Genomic DNA, 20,842 nt, shown 5'->3' with positions numbered 1-20,842 from the left:
GGTTGCGATGCGCCTGCCGCACAAGCAGTCCTCGCGGGCGGTACTGATCGGCGTCAGCCGCTACGAATCGGCGGCGCTTCCCGACTTGCCGGCGGTGCGCAACAACCTCACCGCGCTGCTCGAAGGGCTCTGCGCGCCCGGTCAGGGGGCCTTCTCCGCCGACCGGTGCGAGGTGCTGGCCGACCCCGGCTCGCCGCGGGACGTCTACCGGACGCTGCGGCGGGTCGCGGCGGAACCACTCGACACGCTGCTGGTCTACTACGCGGGCCACGGCCTGACCGGCACCCAGAACGAGCTGTACCTGAGCCTCGCGGAGACCGAGCACGACGAACTCGCGGTCAGCGGACTGCCGTACGCCCTGGTGCGGGATGTCGTGGTGGAGAGTCCCGCGGCCAACCGCGTCGTCATCCTCGACTGCTGCTTCAGCGGCCGGGCGATCCAGGGCATGAGCGACCCGGGCTCGACCCTGGCGGGGCAGCTGTCCATCGAGGGCACTTACGTCCTGACGTCGACAGCTGCCAACGCGGTGGCCCTCGCACCGGAGGGCGCGACCTACACCGCCTTCACCGGTGAACTGCTCACCCTGCTGCGCAACGGACCGCCCGACGGCTCGCAATACCTCACCTTCTCCGTCCTTTACCGCGAACTGCTGCGGACGATGACGTCGCACCACCTGCCTGCCCCCATGTGCCGCGGCACGGGAACCGTGGACCAGCTCGCGCTGGCCCGCGCGCCGGAGGCGTCACACGGCGACTCCCCGCCGATGCCGGACTCCCCCGCGAGACCGCCCGAGTCCGTCGACCTGCTCCTCCTGACACGGCGCCAGCGGGAACGCGAGCTGGAACTCCTCGTCGGCTCCTCCGACGAGGCACGGCAGGCGCTCGACCACCAGCACCTGCCGGAGATGTACGTGGACCGGCCGGCGGTCAGGCGCGCCTGGCAGTCCTTCCTGGAGTCGGATGCACCGGTGTTCTCAGCGGTGGGCGACGCGGGCCGGGGCAAGACCAGCCTGCTCTGCACCCTGGCGGCGGAGCTCGGCGAGACCTCACCCGTTCTCTTCTACAGCGGCTCCCAGCTCAACGGCCGCCTCGCCGACGCCCTGCGGCAGGATCTGGCGCTGGCGCCGGCCGGTGGCGACCCGTTGGCCGCGGCGGCGGCCGTCGCCCGCCGCCAGGGCCACACCCTCTACGTCGTCATCGACGCGCTGAACGAACGCGAACTCGGGCGCGAGGACCTGCGTGCCGAACTCAACGAGGCGGGCCGCTCGATCCGGGTGCACGGATGGCCGGTGCGCCTTGTCGTCAGCTGCCGCACAGGCGACTGGCTCTTCTGGGTTCGCAACGCCCGCCACATGCTGGGGCACTTCGGCCGCGCGGTCTACCGTGACGAGGCGCTGCCCAACGGCGCCATGCCGGGCACGCCCGTCCCGACCTTCCAGCCGGCCGAACTCGACGCGGCCTGGGCGCGATACCGGCGCGGATTCGGGGTGACCGGCACCCTCACCCGGGAGTTGCGCGCGCTGTGCCGGGAGCCCATCTTCCTGCGGCTCGTGGCGGAGACCCACAGGGGCGGTTCGGTCGCCGCCGAACGCACGGTCACCCGGCACACGCTCATCGACGAGTTCCTCGACGAGCGCTTCCAGGACTCGGCCGACCATCTGGAGATGATGGCCCTCCTTTTCCGGCTGTCGTCCGCGATCCTGGAGCGAGAACGCCCTTCCGTCCCGGTGTCCGAATTCCCGCCGCAGTCCCTGCCGATGTGCCGGAGGCTGCTGGCCGAGGGGATCCTGGCCGAGAAGCACGGCGCCCTTGGCTTCCGCTTCGAGATCATGCTGGAGCACGTCGTCGCCAAGCACGTGCGCCAGCAGCTGCCCGAGCGGCCCACCGAGGAGGAGGTCGCCGCAGCGGTGTCCGGGCTCACCACGAGCCGGCTCGTGAACGCGCCCGGGATCGTGGAGAACCTGCTGCTCCTGCTGCGCGAAGAACCCGCCGTGATCGTGCGGGGGCTCGAGGCACTCGCCACGATGGACGACCGCTGGCGCGCGGTGTCCTGCACCGTGGCAGCCCAGACCGACCTCCCGCCGCGCCGCCTGCTGCCCGCGGTCCGCACGCTCGCCGCCTCCGACAACTACCTGGTCAGGAATCTGTCGGCGGATACGATCGTCCAGTGGATCGACCGGCGGGCCGATCGCGAGGTGCTGGCCTGCGCCGAGGGAAGCGACTGGGAGTCACGCGAGACCGTCGCCCAGGCGCTGGGGCGGGCCGGCAGCCCGTCGGAGCAGTCGACGCGATTACTGTGGCGCCTCGCCGACGACTACCACTGGCGGGTCCGGCGGGCGAGCGGCTACTCGCTGCTGCGGAACTGGCAGAAGGACGTCGTGCGGAAGGTCGTACGGGAGGAACTCGGCGACCTCGACGCGATGTCCTGGCGGCGCAGGCACTCCGTCTGCGTCGGCATGCTCGGCTGCGATCTCGCCGTCGCCTCCGAGGAGACCGCGGCGATCGAGGCGATGAGCCTCGACGACAACCCCCAAGTGCGGTGGTGCGTTGCCAACTACCTGTCCCGCTACACCAACGCGGCTTCCTCGACGGTGAGCTCGGTCCTCGCGGCCGACCCGTCCGGCTGGGTACGGGCCCGCGTGGTGACCTCCCTTGTCGGGCTCGCGGAGCAGGACGCCGACGCCATCGGGCCGCTGCTCGCGCAGCTCGCCGGTGATCCGAGCGACACCGTCCGGCTGAAAACGGCGAGAGAACTCTCCGCTCTCGGCGGGACCGCCGCGGGCCGGACCCTGCTGGAACTCCTCGCGGAGGACTCCAGCCCCGAGGTGTCGTTCGCCGCCCGCTACAGCCTCGGCCTCATCACCGACCGGGACCGTACCCTGACCACCGCCGGTGGCCGGGCCCTCGTCCTGAAGGTGTTCAGGGAGCGGGTGGCGCGCCGCAACATGGACCTCGCGCACTCGCAGTTCTCGACGTTCCAGAAGTTCATCTCCGACCGTACGGAGACCCCGCTGGGCGAGGACCCGTACATGCACCTCGTCGACACCATGTGCAGCCTGACGGTGGCGGCGATGACGGCGCTCCAGGACACGCCTGCGGCGCTCGGCGAGCTCATGGAGCTGCTGGAGCAGGACGCGGACGAGGCCATCCGCTGGGCACTCGTCCTCTTCCTGGTGCGCTACAGCTCGCGAGTGCTGCTGACCGAGTCGGTGCGGATGGCCGGCCTGGAACGGCTCGCGCACGACCCGCACTGGTGGGTGCGCCGGGAGGTCGCCAACGGCCTGGCGGAATTCCGCGGCACCGACCAGGCTCCGGCCGCGGCGGCGCTGCTCGGCCGGCTGCGTGCGGCCGAGGCCGTGCGGGGGGAGCCCTGCGGCGACGAGGTCTTCTACTTCATCGACCGCTCCGAGCAGTGGCTGAGCGCCGCCGTACCGGACGGCGATCACCAATCCGCAGGCAGGAAGGACCGGGAGCCCCATGACCGACCGGGAACGCCGCTTACCGACCGACCGTCCGGCACGACCGCAGTCCACCCCGGCTGACGACCGCCCACCGCACATCGACCTCATCTGGACCCTGACACTGGTGTGCCCGTGGGACTGCCCGATGTGCAGCGTCGACGCCGTCCACGTCCGGCGGCGGCAGGGGGTGACCGAGGTCAGATCGGAAGGCCTCACGGTCACCGACCGGATCGGGGCCGAGCCCGCCGCCGGCAGCATCTACGTCCAGGCGGCCAGCTGGCGGCAGCGGCAGGGCCTGGAGCTCGACCTGCCGGGAAAGCTGCGGGTCCTGGACCACCTCGACGGCTACGACGCCAAAATCGACTTCTCCGGCGGGGACCCCATGGTCCTGCCCGAGAACGTCACGGTGATGGCGGAGGCCGCGGCGCGTTTCGGCAGGGACAACGTCACCCTCACCGCGACCGGCGCAGGGCTGATCACCTGGCCGGTGGAACGCATCGCGCCGCTGGTCGGCGAACTCAACTTCACCTTCGACTCCGCGGGCTACGGCGATCCCCGATTCAGGCCGCGGCACTACGCCGACCGCAATCTCAAACACGCTTCGCGCTTCGCGGACGCGGGAGTCAAGGTGCGCGCGGAATGTCCGCTCACCACGGCCAACTGCGCTCCGGAAATTCTCGAACGCATCTATATGGCGATCAGGGAACGGGGAATCGGCAGCCTCCTGTTGATGAGGCTGTTCCCGGTCGGGCGCGGCGGCTTGCGGCGTGACATGGTGCCCAGCAGAGAGCAGTATCGCGAGGCGATAGCGGTTTTGCGCGGACTGGAGGCCGCATACGGTCATCCGAAGGTCAGACTGCAGTGCGCCCTGCGGCATCTGGGTGGGACCAGCGACGGCATCAACCCCTGCGACCTGGTACGGGAGTCCTTCGGCCTGCTCACCGACGGCACCCTGCTCGCCTCACCGTGGGCGGTGGACAACCACGGGAAGCCGGTGGACGAAGCGTGGATACTGGGCGACCTGGGTAGTGATCCGCTGGTCCGGATTCTGGCGTCGGAAAGAGCGGTGGAATACCGGAGCCGGGTCGACCAGAACTTCGGGCACTGCAAGATCTTCAGCTTCCAGAACAGCGGGAAACAGCACGCGGCAGACCGGATCTTCGACACCGCCGACCCCCTGTACCTCGCTGATTGACCAGAAGGTGTGAATGGAGACCGACAGAGTGAAGGACACCCGAAAAGGCGGCTCCCGCCCCGTCGCCCGGCGGCGCCGGTGGTGAGGGCGGCGGCTTTCGGCAGCGGCCTGCCCCGCGCGGTGGGGGCCCGTCAGGACCGCCCGTCCGCACAGGTGGAGGCGGTCGCCTTCGACCTCGACGGGGTGGTGTGGCGGGGCTTCGACCCGATCCCGCACGTGCGGGAGGTGATCGGGCAGATCCGTGCCGCCGGACTGCGGGTGTGTTTCCTGAGCAACTACGCGAACCGCGAGCGCTCCCACCTGTGCCGACGGCTTGCGGACATCGGAATCCCCGCCGAGGTCCCCGATGTCTTCACCAGTTCCTTCCTCGCGGCGCGGCACCTGCATGCGACACGGGCGGGCGAGCACCAGTACGTCACCATCGAGGACGGGGACACGCTCGCCCGTGAACTCCGTTCCTTCGGCATGTCCGCGCAGGCCCTCTCCTCGTACACGCCCCGGGCGCCGGAATCGCCGTGCAGCGTCGTCGTCGGCTACACCGAGGACTTCGGATATCAGGACGCCGCCATGCTGCTGCGGGTCTCCGAGCACGTCGACGGGCTCTACGCGACAGCCCGCGACCGCTGGTACGCCGCGCAGACCGGGCGGCTGCCCGCGTCCGGCTGGATCGTCGCCGCCGCGGAGGAGATCCTGGCGCAGCGTGCGGTGACCCTGGGAAAACCGAACGCGCTGGCCCTGCGCACGGTCGCGGACGCCCTCGGGGTGCCGGTGGCCCGCATTCTCATGGTGGGCGACTCGGCCGAGTCCGATGTGGGCGCGGCCAGGAACGCCGGGGCCGTCTCCTGCCTCTTCCGCGAGCCCGGGGCCACCGGCGATCGGCCGTCGGTGAGCGAGCCCAGGGCCGACCACGTGGTGACGGACCTGCGGGAGGTCCTGCGGCTGCTCCGCCCGGCACGCGACCCGGCGTGTGCACCGCCCCTGGGAAGGGGACGTGGGTGACCCCGGCCCTCAGGGCGTCCATCTGACGTTCGGGTTGACGTGGCCGGTCCAGTCGAAGACGGCCATGTTGTCCCAGCCGTCGCCGCTGCCGGCGATGTCCGCCGGGTCCCAGCCGTTGCCGGGGACCGCGTACCAGGTGGGCTCCCAGTAGAAGACACCGATCGCGCCCGCGCTTCGGGCGGTGTTCTGCACGGCGGTGAACTCGGCGGCCTGGCCCTGCCAGGTCAGCGGGTAGCCCGAGCATCCGGTGGTGACCGAGTTGCCGGTGCGGTCCGCGTCCGCCGAGGTGAAGGGGTAGGCGGTCTCCGCGATGACCACGTCCTTGCCGTAGCGGGACTTCATGTCGGAGACGACGCCGCCCATGGTGGAGAGCGCGCCGTGCCACATGCAGTAGTAGGACAGCCCGGTGAGGTCCCAGGTGACGCCCTTCGCCTTGATGCCGTCGTAGAACCAGCGGGCGTGGGCGTCGCTGTCCGCGTCCGCGGTGTGGATGACCACCTGGGTGCTTCCGTTGCACGCCTTGGTCGCGTTGTAGCCGGACTTCAGCAGCAGGCTGAGGTTGGTGAAGTCGTTGTTGATGACTTTTCCGTCGTCCCAGAGCATGCCCACGTTGATCTCGTTGCCGATCTGCACGCTGTCCGGTGCGGTGCCCTGGGCCTTGAGGCTGGTGCAGACGTCGTAGGTGTAGTCGTAGACGTCCGTCTGCAATCGGCCGATGCCGTGGGCGGCCCAGGCGGCGGGCTTGTTCTGCTTGCCCGGGTCCGCCCAGGTGTCCGAGTAGTGGAAGTCGACCAGCAGCTTGAGGCCCTTGGCCTTGACCGTCTTGGCGTACTGCAGCACTTTCGCCTTGTTGTTGTAGCCGCCGGCCGGGTTGTTCCAGACCCGGAGGCGGACGTAGTTCACGCCGTCGTCCTTGAGGATGTCGAGCGGGTCGCGGGCGGTGCCGTTCGCGTCGTGGTAGGTGGCGCCGAGGTCGAGGGCGCGCTGCGTGGTCGACAGGTCGGCCCCGCGCATGCTGAGCGAGGTGGCCGCGGTGGCGCCGGTGGGCGTGCTGAGCAGGGTGACCGGCAGCGCGACGGCCGCCGTCAGGACGGCGAACCTCGCTCTGCGGCCGGGGCGGTGCGTCGGCATCGCGGCCTCCGGGATGTTAGCGGTAACAACGGTTCCGCAAAAAAGGGCCCCACGCGTACGGCGTTTTATAGTCCGCCCTCCCCCCGCTGTCCAGGGCGCACTCGCCCACGGGTGGCACATTCGAGCCATCGCCTGATCCGCACGCCGCGGCACCGGGCGGTGCGGCCGTACCGCCCCGGTGCCGGGGCGGTACGGCCGGGGACTCAGCTGCCGTAGCCGAACGCGAAGAGGTGGACCGTACCCGAGGCGCCGGTGACCGGCAGCGTCAGGGAGGCCACCGTCTTGGCGGGGTCGATCGGGACCTTCACCGAGAAGACATAGGCCTTCACGCCGTCCCTGCCGCCGCTCGCGGTGTTGCGGTAGGCGCTGACCGCGGCTGCCGTGTTGCCCGGAAGGGCCTTGCTGGAACCGCCGTTGAGCGTCCAGTCGGAGAAGGCCACGGTCGCCTTCGCGGTGCTGCCGTCCGTGTAGGTGACGGTCAGCTCGCCGGGCACGCCGCTGCCGTCGGTCGGCGCGTTGGTGGCCGAGCCGAGCAGGCCGAGGAACGCGCCGGAGGAGCCGGCCGGTTGCGGGACGGTCTGGCCTGCGACCTCGAGGTTGTCGGGCTGTCCCGAGGCGGTGGTGGGCCAGTCGTACGTGATCCCGTCCGCGGTGACCTTGCCGCCGCTGGAGACCCCGGCGGCCGTCAGCGCGTTCTGCGAGTAAGCCCAGCCGCCGCCGTCGAACCCGCCGGCGAAGTGCGTGCCATCGGGGTAGACGCCCTCGTTGGACTCGTAGGGCCACAGCTCGCCGGGTTGCGCGACGGCCACCCGCAGGGTGGCGCTGCCCAGATCGGCGCCGCTGGTGTGGTCGGTGAGGGCGAAGGAGACCGAGTAGGCACCCTCCTTGTCGCCTGCGGTCACCGGGACCTCGGCCTGCGCGGTGTCCGAGGCCGGCACGGCCAGCGAACCGAAGGCGGTGCCGACGGTCACTCCCGGGTCGGCGGTGGCCGTCCAGTCGACGGTGACGGCCTTGCTGCCCAGGTTGGTCAGCCGCAGCGTGGCGTCACCGCCCGCACCGGGGGCCACGACGAGCCCGTCGCTGGTCGGGCCGGTCGCGGCGAGCACCCGCTGTCCGCCGGTGGTGTCCGACGGCGGTGCCGCGTCCTGGCCCGACGCCCACGAGGTGCTCGGCTGGGTGGCGAGGGCGAAGTCCAGCGTCTTGGCCGAGCGGAACTGGTCGAAGGTCAGCCAGGCGGTGTTCCACTCCTTGCCCTTGACGTCGAGCGCCTGGACGTAAGGGGCGTCCGGCGCGGCCTGCGGGGCGTTGAGGGTGACCTGCTTGCCGTTGCCGAAGGTGACCCGGGCGACCGGGAAGGCGGGGCTGCCCAGCGCCAGGGTGTCGGTGCCGGGTGTCTCGGGGTACATGCCGAGGGACGACCAGACGTACCAGGAGCTCATCGCGCCCAGGTCGTCGTTGCCGAACGAGCCCACGGGCGCGTTGAAGTACAGCTTCGTCTGCGCCTGCCGGACCGCGGCCTGGGTCTTCCACGGCTGCCCGAGGTAGTCGTACTCCCAGGGGATCTCCAGGCTCGGCTCGTTGGAGAGGTCGGCGTCGGTGCCGCCGGGCTTGTCGATGCTGTCCAGCAGGCTGTCGAGGTAGGAGGAGTAGGCGGCCGCACCGCCGCGCGCGGTGATGAGCTGCCGGAGGTCGAAGGGGACCATCGGGGTGTACTGGGCCGAGGTGCCCTCGACGAAGCCGTTGGACGTGCCGGGGGTGAAGCCGCCGGCGAAGCTGCCGTCCTTGTTGCGGCCCTGCATGTAACCGGTCTGCGGGTTGAAGACGTTCATCCAGTCCTGGGCGCGGGTGGCGAACCTGGTGTAATCGGCCGTCCTGCCGAGGGCTTTCGCGAACGACGCCAGGGCGTAGTCGGCGCTGTCGTACTCCAGTTGGGTGGACACCGGGCCGTAGAAGTTGCAGCAGCCGTAGTCGTTCTCGTCCAGCGGGAGGTAGCCCTTGGCGTCGCGTACCGCTTCGCCCGGCCGGTCCTGGTTGGGTGTGGTCGCCTCGTGCTCCATCGCCTCGAAGGCGTGCGCGGAGTCGAAGTTGCGGACCCCGAAGGCGTAGGCGTCGGCGATGATCGACGTGCCGGGGTCGCCGACCATGACGTAGCTCTCACCGTTGTCGGACGCCCACTTGGGCAACAGGCCCGTCTGGTCGTAGCCGTTGAGCATCGACGTGACGATGTCGCCGGTCACCTTCGGGGCCACGACGGCCATCAGCTGGGTCTGGGAGCGGTAGGTGTCCCAGCCGGAGTAGTTGGCGTACTGCGCCTTCTGGCCCTTCGCCAGCTTGTGGACCTGGTCGTCCATGCCCATGTACTGGCCGTTGTCGTCGGAGAAGACGTTCGGGTGCAGCAACGCGTGGTAGAGCGCGGTGTAGAACTGCACCTGCTGCTCGTGGCTGCCGCCGCCGACGGCGATGCGGCCGAGCACGTCGTTCCAGGCCTTGTGGCTGGCGGTGCGCAGCGTGTCGGGATTCCAACCGCTCACCTCGGAGGAGAGGTTGGCCGCCGCGTTGGCGTCGCTCGTGTAGGAGATGCCGACCGCCGCGGTCACCGCGGTGGAGGAGGCGGTGTCGAAGGTCAGATACATCCCGTTGGCACCGGTGACCGGCGCCGCGGCGGCGCCCCTGGCCGAAGTGCCCGCCGTTGCCGGGGCCGAGGCGCCTGCCGCCGGGTGCACGACCGGGGAAGGCGAGGCCGGCACCGTGAAGTGCCTCTCGCGCAGCGGGGCGTCCTGGCCCGCGCCGGAGTCGGGCGCGGCGGTACGGCCCGCGGTCAGCGCCGTGGCGCCGGGGTTGATCGTGCCGCCGACCCAGGTGCCGCCTGTGGTGAACGGGCGGTTGAACTTGATGTCGAAGTGCAGCGTGTAGCGGTTGGCCGCACCGCAGAAGTGCCCGCTGTCGACCGATCCGCTCACCTCGCGGTCGCTGACCACGCGCACCCGGGTTCCGTCGACCTGGGTGGCACCGCCGCTCAGCTTGAGCAGCAGGTTGCCGGCGGAGCCCGCCGGGAAGGTGAAGCGGCCGAGTCCCGCGCGGGCGGTGTCGGCCAGCTCCGTGGTGACGCCCGAGGCGTCGGTCACCGTGTACGAGCCGACGGCCGTCTTCTCGTCACTGTGCGAGAACTGGGCCATGGCGTCGGACAGGTTGCCCGACAGCGCCCCGGAGACCGGCAGGATCGGTACGTCACCGGCGACGTCGCAGCCGGGCCCCGAGACGTGGGTGAGGCTGAAGCCGGAGATCTTGGTGCTGTCGTACTCGTAGCCGCCGCCCTGCGCGCGGTGCGGGCTCGTGTCCGGACCCCACTGCATCATGCCGAAGGGCACATCGGGGCCGGGGAAGGTGTTGACCGCACCCGAGGTGCCGATCAGCGGGTTGACCAGGGACGCCGGGTCCGTGACCGGCGACGGCGCAGCAGCGGCCGCCGCGCTGTCCATGGACTGGAGCGGCAGCGCTGCCAGGCCGAGCAGGGACCCCGCCACGGCGAGGCGCCGCAGCGCGGCACCGCCGGTTCGGGAACGCCTGCCGGAACGAGGGTGATCCGGGCGACGCAAGGAAATCATCGAGACTGCCTCCGCGATTCGTGCGCACGGTGTGCCCAGGGAGGACGGACGGCGTCCTCGGCCGGCAACGCCGCCGCGCGTTCGCCACCTGCGGCTCAACCGACCCAGGCGACCCAAGAAATCGGGGCGGATGGGGCAGTTGGGCCCTGCGATGCGATGACAACGTTGCCAGGCCTGCACGAGCGTCGAGTCAACGCGCATGGCGGAGTCATGTCAATGCCTCTGCGCGGCCCCGGGTGTCGCTGTACCCGTATGGTCGAGACCCCTTCGCGGATCACCAGGCCATCCGCGCCCGGCAGCCTTGCCGAAAGCACAACAGCCTTGCCGAAACCAGCCCCCCGAGCACAGGCCGGCACCCGAGGGCTTTCCCGTGCCGTTTCCGGTGGATGCGCTCGGCGTGCTGGGATGGGCCGGTGCACTGGACAGCCGTCAGAAGGCCCACCGCGTGTGGGAGTAGACCCCGTTGTCCCGGCCGAATCCGTAGGCCGTGGCCGGTGCCACCGCGAACACCACCGCCGACCCCTTGCGCATCGCGTCCCCGATCCCGTGGAAGGTGCCCTCGGGCGAGGTGATGTGCGGCCCGTACTTCTCCTCGTACGCCCTGATCGCGTCCTCCACGGCCGCCGGTTCCGTCACCCGCCGGGCCGTACCCTCGATGACGAGGTCGAGCCCTTCGGTCAGCGAGTTCCTTCCCGTGGTCAGCGCGCAGTGCCCGTTGTCGGCGAGATTCCGCGCCTTCTGCTCGTCCGGACCGGTCGAGAAGTACAGCACTCCGTCCTGCCAGGCGGCGATCACGGGAGTGACGTGCGGCCGGCCGTCGGGGCGCACCGTGGACACCCAGAAGATCTCCGCGTCGCCCAACTGCCGCTCGGCCTCCGCCCACTCGGTGGCGATGACGTCCGCGGCACCCGGGCGGGGATTGACCGCGGAGCTGTAGCGGCCGTCGAGTTCGGTGGTCGGGCGGCCTTGGGATTCCTGCTTCGCCATGGTGGATCGCCTTCCTGTGTCTCCTGCACCGCATTCTTCCCGGCCTCAGGGAGCGCCGAGGGGAAGAGGCCCAGGCTGGTGTGTCGCCGTCAGCGCGTGTCGCCGAAGCCACGGATGAACCGTGTGATCCGCCGATCCGCGTCGACGGCAGCCGCCGACTCCGGGTGCTTCTGCAGGAAACCGTGCGGGGCGCCGGCGTAGTCGACGAGTTCGGCGCTCCCGCCGCGCCCGCGGTACGCCGCGACGAACCTCTGCGCCATGTCGGGCAGGAGGTTGCGGTCGTCGCGCCCCTGGAGGGCGAGGACCGGCGGCAGGGCGACCCGCTCGCCGCGCTCCAGGATCCGCTGCGGGCTGCCCTCGTCCATGTCGGCCTCGCCAGGCCAGTAGGCCGCGTGCCCGGCGAGCAGATCCGCCCTCTCCTCGCGCCGGGCCATCCGGTGGCGCGCCACCGGATCCAGCACGGCGTAGCACAGGACCGCGAAGGCCAGCCGCGCGTCGAAGCCGCCGCCGTCCGGGTCGCGGTGGCGGGGGTCATCCGGCCGCATCGCGGCGAGCATCAGCTGATGCCCGCCGCTGGAGACGCCCAGCCCGCCGACCAGCCCCGGTGTGGTCCGGGCCTCGCCCGCGTGCCGCTTCAGCCAGGTGATCGCCGCCGACACGTCGGCCACCGGGTCCGGGTACCTGGCGGCGGGAGGCATCCTGAAGTCGATCGCCAGGACCGCCACCCGGTTCGCGGCGAGCCGGCGCACGGTCGCCTCGTCGCCGAATCGGGAGCCCCCGACCCAGACGCCGCCGTGCACGTACACCACGGCAGGGAAGGGGCCCTCCGCCGCGGGTGTGTACAGCGTCGCAGGAAGTCCGGTGCCGTCGACCGTACGGTAGACGCGCTCGGTCACCGTGAACGGTTCGCCGCCTGCGACCACGGCCGCCTCCCATTGCCTCGCTGACCGCCCCAGCCGGGACCGCCGCCGGCTCCGGACGGCCCCGCCATCCTTCACCAGGGCGCGGCGGAAGGGGAGGCCGCGACCGGAGGAAGGTGCGCCGCGGACCCGTCGCGGCAGCCACCGGCCGGGTGGCGGGTCACCGGTGACGAAGGTGCGGTAGAGGGTGATTTCCGGATTCCGCCATGAGGAGCGGGCTTCCGGGTAGCCGGGTGGCAGGACGATCTGTCCCTCGTCCCCGGTGGTGCTCGCCGTCACCGTGGAAACGGCTCCCCGCAGCGGAGAGCGGAGTTCCTTTCACGGCAGAGCGCGGGCCGTGGTGGCGGGGCAGACAAGAAGCAGGCCCGTATCGAAGCCGTAAAGGAGGGACGATGGCGGACGACTCGTCGCTGAGAGCCGTGGGTTGGGCACGCTCGCTGCCGCTGAGCAGCCGGACGAAGGCGGCCAGGGACTGGACCCGCGCGCACCTGGCCACCCTGGGGTGGCAGGACAACGCGCCCGAGACCGTCGACGCGGTCCTTCTGACCGTCTCGGAGCTGGTCACCAACGCGCATCTGCACACGGGCGACGCGGCCCAGCTGGTCCTGACCTGGGACCACGAGTGCCTGCACGTGACCGTGCACGACCCGTCGCCGCGGATGCCCCGGGCCCGCCCGGCCACGGACGACGGCGAGAGCGGCCGGGGGATGCTCCTCGTCGACGCGCTCGCCGACAGCTGGGTGGCCCGGCGGTGCCCGAGGGGCAAGGACGTGACCGCGTGCTTCCGTCCCCCGGCGGACCGCGCCGGATCGGCGTCGAAGGGCGGGGGCTCGGCAGAGGGCGGTTGATCTCGTCAAGGGGCGCCATCCCCCGCCGGACGGCTGGGGGGAGGGGTCGCGCGGGGGCGGCTCCGACGCCGTGGCAGCGGGCGGCCCCGTGCCGGCGGCGGCCGGGGCGGCGCGGGGCCGCCGGGCGCCGCCGGATCCGGCCGGCGGGGCCCTCAGGCGTCGGCCATGATGACCGCGAGTTCCGCGTCCAGTGCCGCGGCCACCGTGGCGAGGTCGCTCTCCCGGCGCGCCTGCAAGGCGCCGACGAGCAGCGCGACGTCCCTTTCCGGCAGACGCACGCATACGGCGAACGACGGCGCGAGGGCCACCTCCACACCGCGGACCCCGTCCACGCCCTCGGCCGGGCGTATCCGCACGTCCCCCTCGCCCGACTCGGCGAGGCGGCCGCGGGCGAGCAGTTCCCAGGAGAAGGTCCAGGCGATCTCCTCCTCGCCGGGGGCGCGCATGACCATCTCCACCGCCAGCGGGTCCTGCGAGCGATAGCGAAGTTCGACCGCCACCAGCGCCACCCACGCGCCCGGTATGTCCACTGCCGCCACCGTGTCCACTCGTACGGTCGCTTCGTCCCCACGCTCCACGCCAGGTCCTTTCCGGCCCACGCCCCTACCGCCCGCGGGCGGTCCACGAACCGGCGGCTGTCCGCTCGACGCCCCGTCAAACCGGCCTCGACGAAGATCGCCGCCGTCCGCCGCGCGGTTCGGGCCGGCCGTCGCACAGGAGCCCGCGCCTCCGAACCGCCGCTCACGAACCGCCGCTCACGAGCCGCCGCCTTCCGACGGCTCGGGCAGCAGGTCGGGCCGCGGGTCGGTGGCGAGCCGGGCGTGCAGGTGCGCGTCCCGGAAGCCGCGGGCAGGGGCGGCCGCGAGCATCGCGCCCCGCAGCGTGCCCTCGTGGGCGAAGCCGCACCGCTCGGCGACCGCGCAGGACGCGTCGTGCCCGGCGGCGTGCTTGAGGTCGATGCGGTGCAGGGGCAGCGTGGCGAACGCCCAGCTCGTGATCATGTCCAGCGATCCGGTGGCGACGCCCCGCCCACGCGCTTCGGGCAGCACCCAGTAGCCGACCGTGGCACTGCACCCGGCCCGGTCGATGGCGTGCAGCCCGATCTGCCCGATCGGCGTGTCGTCGTTCGCGGCGGTGACGCAGAAGGACACGGCGCTCCCGAGCCGCCAGGCCTGCGCGCGGCGGTGGATGAACGCCACGACCGCAGCCTCGTCGAGAATCGGCTGGGGCATGGTGTTCCAGCGCAGGAATTCGGGGTCGCTCACCCCGGCCAGCACCGCCGCCACATCGCGCTCGTCATCCGCCCGCCAGTGCCGCAGCCGCAGCCCGTGCCGGGCCCCGATCGGGTCAAGCGCGGGCGGCCCCGGCATCTCCGCCACCGCGTGTTCGTCGCTCATCGCCCCATTCAACTCCGCTCCCGCGCACGGCCGCGACGCATCCGGGGAAGGCCGGCCCCGGGCGTCCGGCCGCGACCGCGGCGCTCGCCCCGCACGACCGGGCGCCGGCCAGGCACCCCACCGGCTCGGCCGCCTCGCGATCCGCGCCCCTTGGGCCGATCGGCTCAGGTACGGCGTGCCCCGGCCCTCGGGGCGGCCACCGGTGCGGGATGGTTGGCGCGGCGGCACCGGCTCGGGCCGACCGGCACCGCCCCACCGCGTGAAGAGGTCCGGCCCATGGAACCGTTCGACGGCGGCACCCGCCGCGGCACAGCGGTGGCGAGGTGAGCACCGCCCGCGGGGACGCGGCGGGCGGCGGGCGCTACGGCGAGGCCGTCTTCCCGCCCGGACAGGCGGGCGAAGGCGAGCGCATCGACTTCGGCGCCCTCGCCTACGACGACATCACCATCGCGCGGCTGCGGTCGCTCGGGGCGGGCCCGGGGTGGCGCTGCCTCGATGTGGGGGCCGGCACCGGCACGGTCTCCCGCCGGCTGCTGGACGAGGCGGGGGTGGCGAGCGTGCTGGCCGTGGACCGGGACGTGCGCTTCCTCATCGGGCGGGACGCACCGCCGGGACTGGAGGTGCTGGAAGCCGACATCACCGCGCCCGGCTCGGTGCCCGGCCGGTTCCGGCTCGTCCACGCGCGCTTCGTGCTGATGCACCTGCCGGAGCGCGAGCGGCTGATCGCGGCGCTGGCCGAACGCGTCCGCCCCGGCGGTGTGCTGGTGCTCAGCGACGCGGTCGACCTGACCAGCGACCGTACGCCGGGGACGCCGTACACCGAGGTGATGCGCGCGATGTGGCGGGGGCTGCTGGCGACGATCGGAACCGACGTCTCCCGGGTGCCGTCGTACCCGCAGTTGCTGCGCGGGGTAGGGCTCACGCGTGTCGGCGCCGAGATCCACGTCCCGCCGCTGCTGCCCGGCAGCCCCATCAGCCGCTTCTGGGCGGACACATGGGAGCGCAGCAGGGCCGGAATGCTCGCCACGGGGCTGGTGGACGGCGCGGCCGTCGACGCGGCCGTCAGGTACCTGGACTCCGACGATTGCGCCGCGCTGTCGGCCGGCATGCTCACCGCCTGGGGGTGGAAACCCGAGGACGCCCCGCGCTGATCACCCAGCGTGACTGGCGCCGGCATCGGCGGGGGCTGCGATCCCGAGGGCCACCGTCAGCGCGGCCCGCTCCCGGATCCGCCTCGGACGAGGCCCTGACCCCGCTGTCCGCCCGGGCCCGCGACCGCCGCGGGGAAAGCGCCGGGCGACAGCGGTGCGACCCGCGCGAGGGAGGACATCCACGGTGAGCGCCGGACGGAGGCCTACTCCCACCAGGTGTATTGCCCGGTGAGTATCACAGGCGCGCGAAGAGGTCTTGGACCCCGGCCGCCGGCCGACTCCACAGTGGGGGAGGCCGTCCGGTGGGCGGCCGACCATCGTGAACGTATCGAAAGGCCACGTCATGCGCGTCTTCATCACCGGCGGCTCCGGCTACCTCGGCCGGGCCGTCCTGGCGGCCCTCGCCCGGCGCGGCATCGAGGCCGCGGCTCTCGCCCGCAGCGACGCGTCGGCCGCGACCGTGCGGGAGCTCGGCGCGACCGCCGTGCGCGGCGAGCTGACCGACACCGAAGTGCTGCGCCGCGCCGCCGTGGCCGCGGACGGCGTGATCCACCTGGGAGCGAGCCCCGGCCCCGACGGCCCTGCGGTCGCGCTGGCCGCGGCCCGCGCCATGCAGGAGGGGCTGGGCGACCGCGGGGCCTACGTCCACACCGGCGGGGTGTGGGTGTACGGCGACACCGACGGGGTGGTGGACGAGGACGCGCCGCTGCGGCCGCCGCCCATCGCGGCCTGGCTCGTCGACATCGAGCGGGTGGTGCTGGCATCGGCCGGGCAGGGGGGGCGCCCGGTGGTGGTCATGCCTGGAGTGGTCTACGGCCATGGCGCGGGCCTGCCCACCGCGTTCTTCGCGGCTCCCGGCCGCGAGCGGGGCGCGGTCCCGGTGATCGGCGACGGCGCCAACCACTGGGCGGTGGCCCACGTCGACGACATCGCGGACTTGTACGTGCGCGCGCTGAACGCGGCACCCGGCTCCAGGTACGCGGGAGTCACGGAGAATCTCACCCTGGCCGCCATCGCCCGGTCCCTGTCGGTGGCGGTCGGGCACCCCGGCAGCTTCGAGACCCTCACCCTGGCCGAGGCAGTGGAGCGGATGGGCCCGGTCGCCGAGGCGTTCGCCCTCGACCAGCGGATGACCGCTGCCCGCGCCCGGCACGACCTCGGCTGGACACCGTCCCACCGGGACGCGCTCACCGAGCTGGCAGAGCCGCTGCCCGGCTGACCCGTGGGCCGGCTGACCGTGGGCCGGCCGCCCAGCCCCCCTTCCGGCTACCGGCGCGGGCCGGCGCCGAAGTGCTGCCGGGCCAGCTCCGCGAACTCCTCGGTCAACGCCGCCCGCCGGGAGGCGTCCCAGGCGAGGCACACCTGGTTCGGGGCGATGTCGCCTACGGGCACGTGGCAGACGTCGGGGCGGGTGTAGTACTCGGCGGCGGACAGCGGCAGCACCACCACTCCCCTGAGCGCCGCCACGTACTCCAGTTTCTCCTCCACCGACACCGGCGCTGGCTGCGGTCTCCCCGCCCCGCCGCCTTCGGGCGGCCCGGCGGGGAGACCAGCTGCCGCCGGGTCGCGGCGTTCGGGCAGGTCCCGCCACTCCGGTACCGCGTCGGGGTCCTGGAGCAGGGTGTCGCCCGCGAGGTCGGCGATCCGCAGCGCGGCTTTGCCGGCCAGCCGGTGGACGGTGGGCAGCACGGCGACGCGCGGTTCGGTGAACAGCGGCAGCAGCCGCAGCCCGTGGCGGTCCACGGGCATCCGTACGAAGGCGGCGTCGGCCCTGCCGTCGAGGACCACCTCGGCCTGGTCCTGCCAGCCGGTGCGCAGCACCCGCACGTCGAGGCCCGGATGCCGGGTCAGGAGTGCCTGCACCGGGCCGGTCACCGTGATGCCCGGCATGAAGGCGACGGTGAAGACCTTCGACCCCTGCCCCGCGAGCACCACCCGGCGGCACAGGGCCTCGGCGGCAGCGAGCAGCCCAGGGGCGTCGCCGAGCAGTTGCTCCCCGGCGCCGGTGAGGGCGGTGGCGCGCCGGTCGCGGTCGAACAGCCGCACCCCCAGCTCGGTCTCCAACGCCCTGATCTGCCGGGAGAGCACCGGCTGGGCGATGTGCAGCCGGGCCGCGGCCCGCCCGAAGTGGAGCTCCTCGGCCACGGCGACGAAATACCGCAGTTTCCTCAGGTCCACGTCCACCGCGGTCCTCCCATCCGTTCTCGTCCCGGTGCATCGTCGCCCGGCGGGAATGCTCGTCACCGGCGCCGCCTCGGGCCTCGGCCGCCTGGTCGCGGACGCCCGAGGCCTCCGGCGATCCCTGTGAGGGGGCGGACGCGGTGATGGCGGTCGCGGCGACGGCGGAGCGACCGCTGCGGCCGGCCGCCGGGCGGTCAGGCGGCGGGGCTCGGTGTCGGGGAGCGGTAGGTGGGCTCCGGCAGCGACTCGGGTGCCTGCGCGAGGACGAGGTCGAGCAGGCCGGGGAAGCGGGCGTCGAGGTCCTCGCGCCGGAGGCGGTTGAGCCGCCGGGTCCCCTCGTCGCGCTGGCGGATGACGCCGGCTTCCCTGAGGACCTTGAAGTGGGCGCTCTGCGTGGACTTGCTCACCGGAAGCGCGAAGCTCACGCACGCGGGCTCACCGCTCGTCCCGACCTCGGCGAGCCGGGCGACGATCGCGAGCCGCACCGGATCGCTGAGCGCGGCCAGCACGGTGGTGAACACCATGTGGTCGCGATCGGGGTGGACGAGTTCGTTCGACGTACGGCTGGCCATCCCTTCATCGTACCCGGCAGATGTTCGACACTCCCGAACATCTGCTATGTTCGGCATTACCGAACATAGAGATTGCGAGCCGACAGATGGCGTCATCGAAGCCACGATCCACACCCGCCTGGGCGACGCTCGCGGTCTGCTGCGTCGCCCAGTTCATGGTCATCCTCGACGTGACGATCGTGAACGTGGCACTCCCCCGGATGCGGGACGACCTGGGCCTGAGCACCGGCGGACTCCAGTGGGTCGTCAACGCCTACACGCTCACCTTCGCCGGCTTCCTGCTGCTCGGCGGCCGGGCCGCCGACCTGTGGGGGCGCCGGCGGGTCTTCCTGGCCGGCCTCGGCCTCTTCACCGTCTGCAGCCTGGCGGGGGGCCTGGCACAGGGCGGCGCCTGGCTGATCACCGCCCGCGCCGTGCAGGGCGTCGGCGGCGCCGTCCTCGCGCCCGCCACCCTCTCCCTTCTCACCAGCCGGTTCACCGCCCCGAACGAGCGGCGCAGGGCACTGGGCGCCTGGTCCATCACCTCCGCAAGCGGCGCTGCCGTCGGAGTGCTGGCCGGAGGCGTCCTCACCGATCTGCTGGACTGGCGGTGGGTGCTGTTCGTCAACGTGCCGATCGGGGCCGCGGTGGCGGTCCTCGCGATCCTGGCACTGGCCGAATCGCGTCCGGACGGGCCGAGGGCGCGACTCGACACCCTGGGCGCCCTGACCGTCACCTTGGGCCTGGCCGCCCTGGTCTACGGAATCGTCGGCACCACCAGCCACCCCTGGGGTTCGGCGCGGACCCTGGTCACGCTGGGGGCCGGGGCGGTGCTGCTCGCCCTGTTCACGATCATCGAGACGCGCTTCGCGAAGAACCCGCTCGTCCCCTTCTCGGTCTTCAAAAGGCGCTCGCTCACCCTCGTGAACGCGGTGACCATCTCCATCGGCGCGGCCAACTTCGGCGTCTACTACTTCCTGTCGCTCTACCTCCAGCAGGTCGAGGGCTACTCCCCGCTCCGCGCGGGACTCGACTTCCTGCCCGTGGGCCTCAGCGCCTTCGCCGGCGCGCTGGCCGGCATCCGGCTGGTGGTCCGCCTCGGGGTACGCAACCAGCTCGTCCTGGGCCCCGCGGTGGCGGCGGCCGGTCTCATCTGGCTGGCGGCGACCCTCTCCCCCGGGCAGTCCTACCCGGCGCACCTGCTCGTCCCGCTGATCATGTTCGGCGGCGGGATGGGCCTGTCCTTCACGCCGATGGCCATGGGCGCCACGCAGGGGGTGCCGCCGGACCAGGCGGGACTGGCCTCGGGGCTGATCAACGCGACCCGCCAGGTGGGCGGCGCGATCGGACTCGCCGTCATGGCCACCGCCGCCTCCGGCCTGACGAGCCGCCACCTCGCCTCCGACGGCACCGCCCGCGCCCTCACGGACGGCTACGCGCTGGCCTTCCTGATCGCGGGGCTCGGCCTGGTGGCGGGGATGCTCCTCGCCCTCGCGCTCCCCCCGGCCACGGCAGGACCGGAGTCCGCCGTCCGCGGCGAGGAGCATGATGGAGGGCATGGGTACGAGCGTCGCCGTGACGGGAGCCGGGTCGGGTCTCGGTCTGGTGATCGCGGAGCAGCTGGTCGCCCGCGGCAGGAACGTCGTCCTTCTCGATCGCGATGAGGCCGCGCTGAAGGCGGGCGTCGAACACCTCGGCGGCAGCCGTGCCGCGGGTCTGACCGCCGACCTGTCGACCGTCGAGGGCATCCGCGCCGCCGCCGGCGCCCTGCTGGCACGCGGTGATGTCGCGGGGCTGGTGAACAACGCCGGGGGCTGGCTCCCCGGCGGCCAGTATCCCGACGCACGGCCCGAGCAGTGGATGCCCGCTCTCGTGCTGAACCTCACCGCTCCGATGCTGCTGACCCAGATGTTGTGGCCCGCGCTCGCCGCCGCGGGCGGCTCGGTGGTCAACATCGGCTCCAGCGGCGGACTCGGCGACGCCGCCTACGGGTCGCCGGAGTACGGCGCCGCGAAGGCAGGTCTGCGCCGCTTCACCACCAGCCTCGCCGGACGCGACGACGTCCGGGTGACCGCCGTGGTGCCCGGATGGATCGGCCTCGACCGCGCCCGCGTGCAGTGGGCGGGGCTGTCGGAAGAGGAACGCGCCGAGGCAGGTCCGCTCGTCCCGCCGGAAGAGGTCGCGGCCGCCGTCTGCACCCTGCTGGACTCCGGCCGCCCGGGAGAGGTGGTCGAGCTGCTGCACGGCCGGTCCCGAGGGACCGGCCGCCGCGACGGGACCTGAGCTCCCGGGCTCGACCGGAGGAGCCGCGGACGCCGACCCGGCCCCGTACAACCTTTGTTCGGCTGCGCCGGTCTTGCTTGCGTCGAACAGCTGACGGGGGGCGGGGGACAATGCTGCGCACGAGAGGCCGGCGC

At 72.5% G+C, this 20,842-nt stretch carries 16 protein-coding genes; 8 read left to right on the top strand and 8 right to left on the bottom strand.

All coding sequences use genetic code 11. From position 1 onward, the window contains the following. Positions 1-7: 7 nt before the first annotated feature. From ACGFMP_RS24925 to ACGFMP_RS24915, 3 genes are all read left to right on the top strand, one after another. Positions 8-3,541, top strand: a complete 3,534-nt coding sequence (locus tag ACGFMP_RS24925) for a HEAT repeat domain-containing protein (protein WP_393675198.1) — start codon at positions 8-10, stop codon at positions 3,539-3,541. After that, positions 3,477-4,655 (top strand): radical SAM protein, encoded by a 1,179-nt coding sequence (locus tag ACGFMP_RS24920; RefSeq protein WP_393675197.1) that lies wholly within the window; start codon positions 3,477-3,479, stop codon positions 4,653-4,655. The genes ACGFMP_RS24925 and ACGFMP_RS24920 overlap by 65 nt, the downstream gene beginning before the upstream one ends. 81 nt (positions 4,656-4,736) lie before the next feature. After that, entirely contained in the window at positions 4,737-5,654 is a 918-nt protein-coding gene (locus tag ACGFMP_RS24915; protein ID WP_393675196.1) for an HAD-IIA family hydrolase, read from the top strand. A gap of 9 nt (positions 5,655-5,663) precedes the next feature. Here ACGFMP_RS24915 and ACGFMP_RS24910 read toward each other — a convergent pair whose 3' ends face one another. The 4 genes from ACGFMP_RS24910 to ACGFMP_RS24895 form a co-directional block, all read right to left on the bottom strand. Then, positions 5,664-6,785 (bottom strand): arabinogalactan endo-beta-1,4-galactanase, encoded by a 1,122-nt coding sequence (locus tag ACGFMP_RS24910; RefSeq protein WP_393675195.1) that lies wholly within the window; start codon positions 6,783-6,785, stop codon positions 5,664-5,666. A gap of 203 nt (positions 6,786-6,988) precedes the next feature. Further along, positions 6,989-10,309, bottom strand: a complete 3,321-nt coding sequence (locus ACGFMP_RS24905; protein ID WP_393675194.1) for a lectin — start codon at positions 10,307-10,309, stop codon at positions 6,989-6,991. A 510-nt stretch (positions 10,310-10,819) separates the two neighbouring features. After that, positions 10,820-11,377: a pyridoxamine 5'-phosphate oxidase family protein gene (locus ACGFMP_RS24900; protein ID WP_393675193.1), complete on the bottom strand. Its 558-nt coding sequence runs from the start codon at positions 11,375-11,377 to the stop codon at positions 10,820-10,822. A gap of 89 nt (positions 11,378-11,466) precedes the next feature. Next, on the bottom strand, positions 11,467-12,300 hold the full coding sequence (locus tag ACGFMP_RS24895; RefSeq protein ID WP_393675192.1) for an alpha/beta hydrolase: 834 nt from the start codon (positions 12,298-12,300) through the stop codon (positions 11,467-11,469). A 389-nt stretch (positions 12,301-12,689) separates the two neighbouring features. On the opposite strand from ACGFMP_RS24895, the gene ACGFMP_RS24890 reads away from it, so the two are divergent. After that, complete coding sequence (locus tag ACGFMP_RS24890; protein ID WP_393675191.1) at positions 12,690-13,145, top strand: ATP-binding protein; 456 nt, start codon at positions 12,690-12,692, stop codon at positions 13,143-13,145. Between the two features lie 152 nt (positions 13,146-13,297). Here ACGFMP_RS24890 and ACGFMP_RS24885 read toward each other — a convergent pair whose 3' ends face one another. After that, the gene (locus ACGFMP_RS24885; RefSeq protein ID WP_393675190.1) at positions 13,298-13,723 is read right to left on the bottom strand and encodes an SsgA family sporulation/cell division regulator; all 426 of its coding nucleotides are present in this window, start codon (positions 13,721-13,723) and stop codon (positions 13,298-13,300) included. Positions 13,724-13,900: 177 nt separating this feature from the next. Further along, a complete protein-coding gene (locus ACGFMP_RS24880; RefSeq protein WP_393675189.1) occupies positions 13,901-14,542 on the bottom strand; it encodes a GNAT family N-acetyltransferase in 642 nt (213 codons plus the stop codon). Between the two features lie 323 nt (positions 14,543-14,865). Between ACGFMP_RS24880 and ACGFMP_RS24875 the strand changes: the two genes are divergently transcribed. Together ACGFMP_RS24875 and ACGFMP_RS24870 are read left to right on the top strand one after the other, a co-directional pair. Further along, the gene (locus ACGFMP_RS24875; protein ID WP_393675188.1) at positions 14,866-15,693 is read left to right on the top strand and encodes a class I SAM-dependent methyltransferase; all 828 of its coding nucleotides are present in this window, start codon (positions 14,866-14,868) and stop codon (positions 15,691-15,693) included. A 343-nt stretch (positions 15,694-16,036) separates the two neighbouring features. After that, complete coding sequence (locus ACGFMP_RS24870) at positions 16,037-16,912, top strand: NAD-dependent epimerase/dehydratase family protein (protein WP_393675187.1); 876 nt, start codon at positions 16,037-16,039, stop codon at positions 16,910-16,912. 47 nt (positions 16,913-16,959) lie between these two features. Here the strand turns inward: ACGFMP_RS24870 and ACGFMP_RS24865 are convergent, their stop codons facing one another. Beyond that, positions 16,960-17,877, bottom strand: a complete 918-nt coding sequence (locus ACGFMP_RS24865; protein WP_393675186.1) for a LysR family transcriptional regulator — start codon at positions 17,875-17,877, stop codon at positions 16,960-16,962. A gap of 191 nt (positions 17,878-18,068) precedes the next feature. Next, positions 18,069-18,446, bottom strand: coding sequence for an ArsR/SmtB family transcription factor (locus ACGFMP_RS24860; RefSeq protein ID WP_393675185.1), 378 nt, complete (start codon positions 18,444-18,446; stop codon positions 18,069-18,071). An 86-nt stretch (positions 18,447-18,532) separates the two neighbouring features. Between ACGFMP_RS24860 and ACGFMP_RS24855 the strand changes: the two genes are divergently transcribed. After that, positions 18,533-20,089 (top strand): MFS transporter, encoded by a 1,557-nt coding sequence (locus ACGFMP_RS24855; RefSeq protein WP_393675184.1) that lies wholly within the window; start codon positions 18,533-18,535, stop codon positions 20,087-20,089. Continuing rightward, entirely contained in the window at positions 19,983-20,708 is a 726-nt protein-coding gene (locus ACGFMP_RS24850; RefSeq protein ID WP_393675183.1) for an SDR family oxidoreductase, read from the top strand. Before ACGFMP_RS24855 ends, ACGFMP_RS24850 begins: the two co-directional genes overlap by 107 nt. Positions 20,709-20,842: the final 134 nt, after the last annotated feature.

The organism is Streptomyces sp. NPDC049040 (genome assembly GCF_043197715.1).
Classification (GTDB): domain Bacteria; phylum Actinomycetota; class Actinomycetes; order Streptomycetales; family Streptomycetaceae; genus Actinacidiphila.
This window is presented reverse-complemented; position numbering and strand designations above follow the sequence as displayed.

Excerpts from the sequence above, each read along its gene's own strand:
- ACGFMP_RS24920 (WP_393675197.1), top strand. The coding sequence starts at position 3,477 with ATGACCGACCGGGAACGCCGCTTACCGACCGACCGTCCGGCACGACCG.
- ACGFMP_RS24860 (WP_393675185.1), bottom strand. The coding sequence starts at position 18,446 with ATGGCCAGCCGTACGTCGAACGAACTCGTCCACCCCGATCGCGACCAC.
- ACGFMP_RS24910 (WP_393675195.1), bottom strand. The coding sequence starts at position 6,785 with ATGCCGACGCACCGCCCCGGCCGCAGAGCGAGGTTCGCCGTCCTGACG.
- ACGFMP_RS24855 (WP_393675184.1), top strand. The coding sequence starts at position 18,533 with ATGGCGTCATCGAAGCCACGATCCACACCCGCCTGGGCGACGCTCGCG.
- ACGFMP_RS24900 (WP_393675193.1), bottom strand. The coding sequence starts at position 11,377 with ATGGCGAAGCAGGAATCCCAAGGCCGCCCGACCACCGAACTCGACGGC.
- ACGFMP_RS24890 (WP_393675191.1), top strand. The coding sequence starts at position 12,690 with ATGGCGGACGACTCGTCGCTGAGAGCCGTGGGTTGGGCACGCTCGCTG.
- ACGFMP_RS24870 (WP_393675187.1), top strand. The coding sequence starts at position 16,037 with ATGCGCGTCTTCATCACCGGCGGCTCCGGCTACCTCGGCCGGGCCGTC.
- ACGFMP_RS24925 (WP_393675198.1), top strand. The coding sequence starts at position 8 with ATGCGCCTGCCGCACAAGCAGTCCTCGCGGGCGGTACTGATCGGCGTC.
- ACGFMP_RS24850 (WP_393675183.1), top strand. The coding sequence starts at position 19,983 with ATGGGTACGAGCGTCGCCGTGACGGGAGCCGGGTCGGGTCTCGGTCTG.
- ACGFMP_RS24880 (WP_393675189.1), bottom strand. The coding sequence starts at position 14,542 with ATGAGCGACGAACACGCGGTGGCGGAGATGCCGGGGCCGCCCGCGCTT.